The following is a 5,724-nucleotide window of genomic DNA, read 5'->3' on the forward strand; positions in this document are numbered from 1 at the left end:
CGATGCCCCCCTGCCCCATGCCCCCACCCCGGCCGAGGCCGCGACCGAATCGATCGGCGCGCTGTTTCGCCGCTACGAAGGCCAGGGCGCCGAGCCCGCGCCGACGGCGGCGTCGGGCTCTGGCCAGAACGTGCGCGCAATGCTGCGCCACTTGTCCGATCTTGGCGCGCGGGGAGAGATCTGATGGCCCTCATCGTCTGCCATTCGCCCAAGGGCGGCACCGGAACCAGCTTCCTGTCCGCGCACCTCGCGCTCGGCCTCGCCGATGCGGGCGCCGACGTGACGGTGGTGACCGTTGCCGGGCGCGACACGCTCGCGCTGCATTTCGGGCTCCCGCCCGCGACCACGCTCAACGCGCTGGGCGGACCGAGCGAGGACGCCGTGGTGGTCTCGGGCATTGACCTGCGCCACATGCCCAAGGCCCCGGTCGATCCCGATTTCATGCCCATGCTCGGCGACCTGGGCTATCTCGAGCCGGGCACCGGCCGGGTCATGGTGCTCGACGTTCCCTCGAATGAATTCGCCTTCGCGCGGCGCATGACCAACCAGGCCTGCGCCCATCTGTGCCCGCTCGACGCGGCGCCCGACACGCTGGCGCTGCTGCCGCAGATGTTCGCCGAAGCGGGCAAGGGAGGCCTCGCGCACACCTCGTTCGTCATCAACCGGCTCGACGACACGCGCCGCCTCGCCCGCCACAACGCCGCGTTCATCCGCGAGCTGTGCGGCCAGCGCCTGATCGGGCGCATCCGGCTCGACGAATCGGTGCCCGAGGCGATCGCCATGCTCCAGCCGCTCGCCCGCTATGCGCCCTCCAGCGCGGCGCTGGCCGACGTGCGCCGCATCGTCGACATCGTGCGCCCCGCGCTCGACAATCCGGTCCCCGCCTGGATCGCCCCGACCAGTTCGAGCCGCGCGGCGTGATCGAGGCCCTGTTCGCTTCGCGCCTCTGGCGCACCGCCGCCCTTGTGCCCATCGTCCTGGTCGGCGCGATCGTCATCGCCGTCCCGCTCGACGGAACCGCGCAGTGGGTCTGCGCCGGGGTCACGATCCTGGGCGCGATCATCATCAAGCGCTGGAAGAGCCCGCGCGGCTCGCTGGCGCTGGGCATTCTCGCGATCCTGGTCTCGACCCGCTACATCGTGTGGCGCACCACGCAGACGCTCGAATTCGGCACGCTGCCCGAATTCGCGTTCGGCGGCGTGCTCTACCTCGCCGAGCTCTACGCCTGGATCATCCTCATGCTGGGCTTCCTGCAGACCAGCTTCCCGCTCGAACGCCCGGTGATCGAGCCCGAGGGCGACCCGGCCGACTGGCCCACGGTCGATATCTACATCCCGACCTACAACGAGAGCCTCGACATCGTGCGCAACACGGTGTTCGCGGCGATGGATCTCGACTACCCGCTTGAACGCTACAACGTCTACATCCTCGACGACGGCAAGCGCGCCGAATTCCGCGCCTTCGCCAAGGAGGCGGGCTGCGGCTACATCACCCGCGACAACAACCTGCACGCCAAGGCGGGCAACATGAACGCGGCGATGAAGAAGACCGACGGCGAACTGATCGCCATCTTCGACTGCGACCACGTGCCCACCCGCGCCTTCCTCCAGCTGACCATCGGCTGGTTCCAGAAGGACCCGCGCCTGGCGCTGATCCAGACCCCGCACCACATGTATTCGCTCGACCCGGTGCAGCGGAACCTGGCCTCGACGATGGGCGACATGCCCGGCGAGGGCGACCTGTTCTATGGCCCGGTGCAGGACGGCAACGACCTGTGGAACGCCACTTTCTTCTGCGGTTCGTGCGCGGTCATCCGCCGCGAGGCGCTCGAAGAGACCAACGGCTTTGCCGGCGAGACGGTGACCGAGGACGCGCACACCGCGCTCAAGCTCCAGCGCACCGGGTGGAACACCGCCTACATCAGCGCGCGCCTGTCCGCGGGCCTGGCCACCGAGCGTCTCGTCCTGCACGTCGGCCAGCGCATCCGCTGGGCGCGCGGCATGACGCAGATCCTGCGCATCGACTGCCCGCTGTTCGGCCCCGGCCTCACCTGGCAGCAGCGCCTGTGCTACCTCAACGCGATGATGCACTTCCAGTACCCGATCCCGCGCATCGTGTTCCTGACCAGCCCGCTGGCCTATCTCATTTTCGGGCAGAACATCATCCAGGCCTCGGCCTCGCTGATCTTCGCCTATGCGATGCCCCACCTCTACTGCGCCGCGGTTGCCAACGAACGCACGCAGGGCCAGTGGCGCGCGCCGTTCTGGGGCGAGGTCTACGAGACCATTCTCGCCTTCCACCTCGTCAAGCCTACGGTGATGACCTGGTTCCAGCCACGCAAGGGCAAGTTCAACGTGACCGACAAGGGCTCGCTGCTCGACAAGACCTACTTCGACTGGGCGATCGTCAAGCCGCACCTGATCTGCGTCGGGCTCGTCGTGCTCGGCATGCTCATGGCGATCGGCAAATGGGCCTTCTTCCCCTACATGTTCAACATCCAGACCGATACGCTGGTGCTGAACCTGGCCTGGGCGACGTTCAGCCTGATCATCCTGCTCGCCGCGATCTCGGTCGCGCGCGAGACGCGCCAGGCCCGCCAGGACATCCGCATCCCGGTCTCGCTCCCGGTCACCGCCTACCTCGCCAGCGGTCATGTCGTGCCCGCGCGCACCATCGACATCTCGATGGGCGGCGCCGCGCTCTCGCTGCCCGAGGAGCTTCCCGTCAAGGACCGCACGGTGCGCGACATCACGCTGTCGATGGGCAACGAGGTGCTGTGCATCCCGGTCGAGACGATGCGCACCTCGGGCACCAACACCTACGTGCGCTTCGAAAAGCTCGACATGCTGGCCGGACGCCACCTGGTGCGCGCGGTCATGGGCCGTGCCGACGCCTGGCAGCCCGCCACCAAACGCGAATCCGTCACCGGACTTCGCTCTCTTGCGGATATCATCGTGGTCGACATCGTTACCCTCAAGCGCATGCTGGGCCTGAACTTCGCCGAACGGCGCGTGATGCGCCGGGCCGAGGGCACCACGCCCGCAGCCCAAGCACCGGCCGACACGAAAGCCAAGGCCAGGAAATCCGGCCGTGGGGCCGCTCTCGCCAAGGCCGCCGCGATCGCCATCGCGCTGGGGCTGGGCACGGCGGGCATCCTCATCAGCACCGCCCAGGTCCACGCCGCCACCCGCCCCGCCACGGGCAAGGCCAGCGCCATCCCGGCCAACGACGGGGCCCCGGCCAGCGCTGGTGAAAGCGCGGGCAACAGCCTGCGCCTCACCTTCAAGGACCTGCGCGTCACCAGCCCGATCCGGCTGCTCGGCACGCAGGGCGAAATGGGCATCCCCTTCGGGATGCGCCAGGACCGCGTCGTCACCAAGGCCACGCTCACGTTGCAGATGGCCTGGTCGCCCGCCATGCTGGATGACCTCAGCCAGCTGGTCGTCATGCTCAACGGCGAGATCGTCCAGACCCTGCCCCTGACGCGCGCCAACGCCAAGGGCCAGGAGCTGCAGATCCCGGTCAACCCGGCGCTGTTCCTGCCCGGCGACAACCAGCTCAACTTGCGCCTCATCGGCCACTACGCGCGCGATTGCGAAGACCCGTTCCACTCCTCGCTGTGGGCCAACGTGTCGAACACCCGCTCGTGGCTCGACGTCAGCTACGCCGCGCTGCCCTACACGCCCGATCTCGCGCGTCTGCCGCTGCCGTTCTACGACAAGGGCGAGAACCTGCCGCTGGCGATGCCCTTCGTGTTCGCCTCGCAGCCCCACAAGGGCGAACTGGAAGCCGCCGCCGCGTCCGCCTCGTGGCTCGGTTCGCTCGCCAGCTACCGCGGCTTCGCGTTCAAGCCGGTGGTCGGCGCGCTGCCGCGCGGCAACGCGATCGTGTTCCTCAAGAGCGGCCAGGCGATCCCCGGCCTTGCGCTCGGCGCGCCGACCGGGCCTTCGGCTGCGGTTGTGCGCAACCCTGTCGATCCCGCCGGAACCCTGCTCGTCCTGATGGGCCGCAACGACGGCGAACTGCGTCTCGCGGCCTCGGCCGTGGCGCTGGGCAAGGGCGTCTTCGGCGGTGCACGGATGAGCTTTGACGGCGTGCGCATCCCGGTGTGGTCGCGCTACAGCGCGCTGCGCTGGGTCTCCACGACCCGCCCGGTCAAGCTGGGCGACATCATGGAGCCTTACGAAATGCAGGGCATGGGCATTCGTCCCGGCCCGCTTTCGGTGCGCTTTCGCGTCGCCCCCGACCTGTTCTTCTGGCCGCGCCAGGGGGGACGCCTGAACCTGGGCTACCGCTACCCGGTCGCCAAGTGGATGGACCGGCGCGCCTCGCGGCTCGATGTCTCGATCAACGGCCAGTACCTCAAGACGCTGGGCCTGGGCGGGGACTGGTGGGACGGCCTGTTCGGCCACGCCAGCGCCAAGAGCCACGATTCGAAGGCCAGCGTGGTCCTGCCCCGCTACAACCTGTTCGGGCAGAACCAGCTCGCGCTCGACTACAACATGATCATCGCCGACAAGAAGAAGTGCACCGGCACGCTGCCCGACAACGTGCGCACTTCGATCGATCCCGACAGCACGATCGACCTCACCTCGGCCTACCACGCGATCATGATGCCCGACCTTGCGACCTTCGCGAGCGCCGGCTTCCCCTTCACCGTCAGCCCCGACCTGTCGCAGACGACGGTGATCATCTCGCCCACCCCCTCGCTCGCCTCGGTCGAGGCGTTCCTCGACCTCATGGGCCGCTTCGGCGATTCGACCGGGGTGCCCGTCACCGCCGTGACCGTCACCTCCTCGGTCGATCCCGACGCGCTGGAGAACCAGGACGTCCTGGTCGTCGGCAGCTCGGCGCTGGCGGGAGACGAGGATCTCTTCGGCCGCTCGCCGCTGCGTTATGAAAACGGCCATCTCACCGTGTCCGAACGATCGGCGCTGCAGAACCTGGGCGCGCTGTTCGGTGGCACCGAGCGCGACGATCCGATGGCCGCCGAGCCGCTGGTCTACAACGCGCGCGGTTTCTCCGGAATCGTCAGCTTCCGCTCGCCGTTTTCATCGGACCGCACCGTCGTCGCGGTGCTGGCCGATGGCGGCAGCGCCCTGCCCGACCTGGTCGACGGCATGACCGACGCCAAGATCAACGCCCAGATCCAGGGCGACCTCTCGGTCACCAAGGGCGACGGCATGGCCAGCTTCGCGCTGGGTGAGCGCTACTGGGTCGGCTCGCTGCCGATCTGGATGAAGATCGCCTACTGGGTCAGCCAGCGCCCGATGCTGCTTGGCCTCTTCGCGCTGGTGCTCGCCGTCGTGCTCGCCGGCCCCGCCTACCTCTATTTCCGCGGCCACGCGCAGCGCCGCCTCGCCAGCCAGGATGACCACGCATGATCGACCGGCCCTCTCCCCCCCCGGCCCAGCGGCGCGTGCTGCGCGGCGCGCTGGTGGCCACGCTCCTCGCCGGGAGCCCGGCCGGGCTGGTCCTGCCAACGCTCGCCCAGGCGCAGGACAACGGCGTCGCCGCGCTGATCGAACAGGCCAAATACTGGCGCGCCAAGGGGCGCGAGGACCTGGCCCAGCAGGCGCTGCGCCGCGCCCGCGCGATCGATCCGGACAACCCTGCGCTGGCCGCCGCCGCAAAGGCCCCCACGCCTAGCCCCAAGCCCGCGAAGAAAGACACCGCGCAAACCACGCAGCCCGCGGCGCGCGCGAACACCCCCGACCCCGCGCG

3 protein-coding genes and 1 pseudogene are annotated in these 5,724 nt (G+C 69.0%); all 4 read left to right on the forward strand.

The genetic code is table 11. The features are described from left to right. A pseudogene (locus MTR62_RS19540) lies at positions 1 to 184 on the forward strand (hypothetical protein); the annotation flags it as partial. Further along, positions 184 to 921 (forward strand): cellulose synthase operon protein YhjQ/BcsQ, encoded by a 738-nt coding sequence (locus tag MTR62_RS19545; RefSeq protein ID WP_244024095.1) that lies wholly within the window; start codon positions 184 to 186, stop codon positions 919 to 921. The pseudogene MTR62_RS19540 and the gene MTR62_RS19545, both read left to right, overlap by 1 nt. Beyond that, positions 918 to 5,384, forward strand: coding sequence for a UDP-forming cellulose synthase catalytic subunit (bcsA, locus tag MTR62_RS19550; RefSeq protein ID WP_407672715.1), 4,467 nt, complete (start codon positions 918 to 920; stop codon positions 5,382 to 5,384). The genes MTR62_RS19545 and bcsA overlap by 4 nt, the downstream gene beginning before the upstream one ends. Continuing rightward, a partial coding sequence (locus MTR62_RS19555; RefSeq protein ID WP_244024098.1) for a hypothetical protein occupies positions 5,381 to 5,724 on the forward strand: 344 nt, incomplete at its 3' end. The genes bcsA and MTR62_RS19555, both read left to right, overlap by 4 nt.

The organism is Novosphingobium organovorum (assembly GCF_022832435.1).
Taxonomy (GTDB): Bacteria; Pseudomonadota; Alphaproteobacteria; order Sphingomonadales; family Sphingomonadaceae; genus Novosphingobium; species Novosphingobium organovorum.

Excerpts from the sequence above, each read along its gene's own strand:
- MTR62_RS19545 (WP_244024095.1), top strand. The coding sequence starts at position 184 with ATGGCCCTCATCGTCTGCCATTCGCCCAAGGGCGGCACCGGAACCAGC.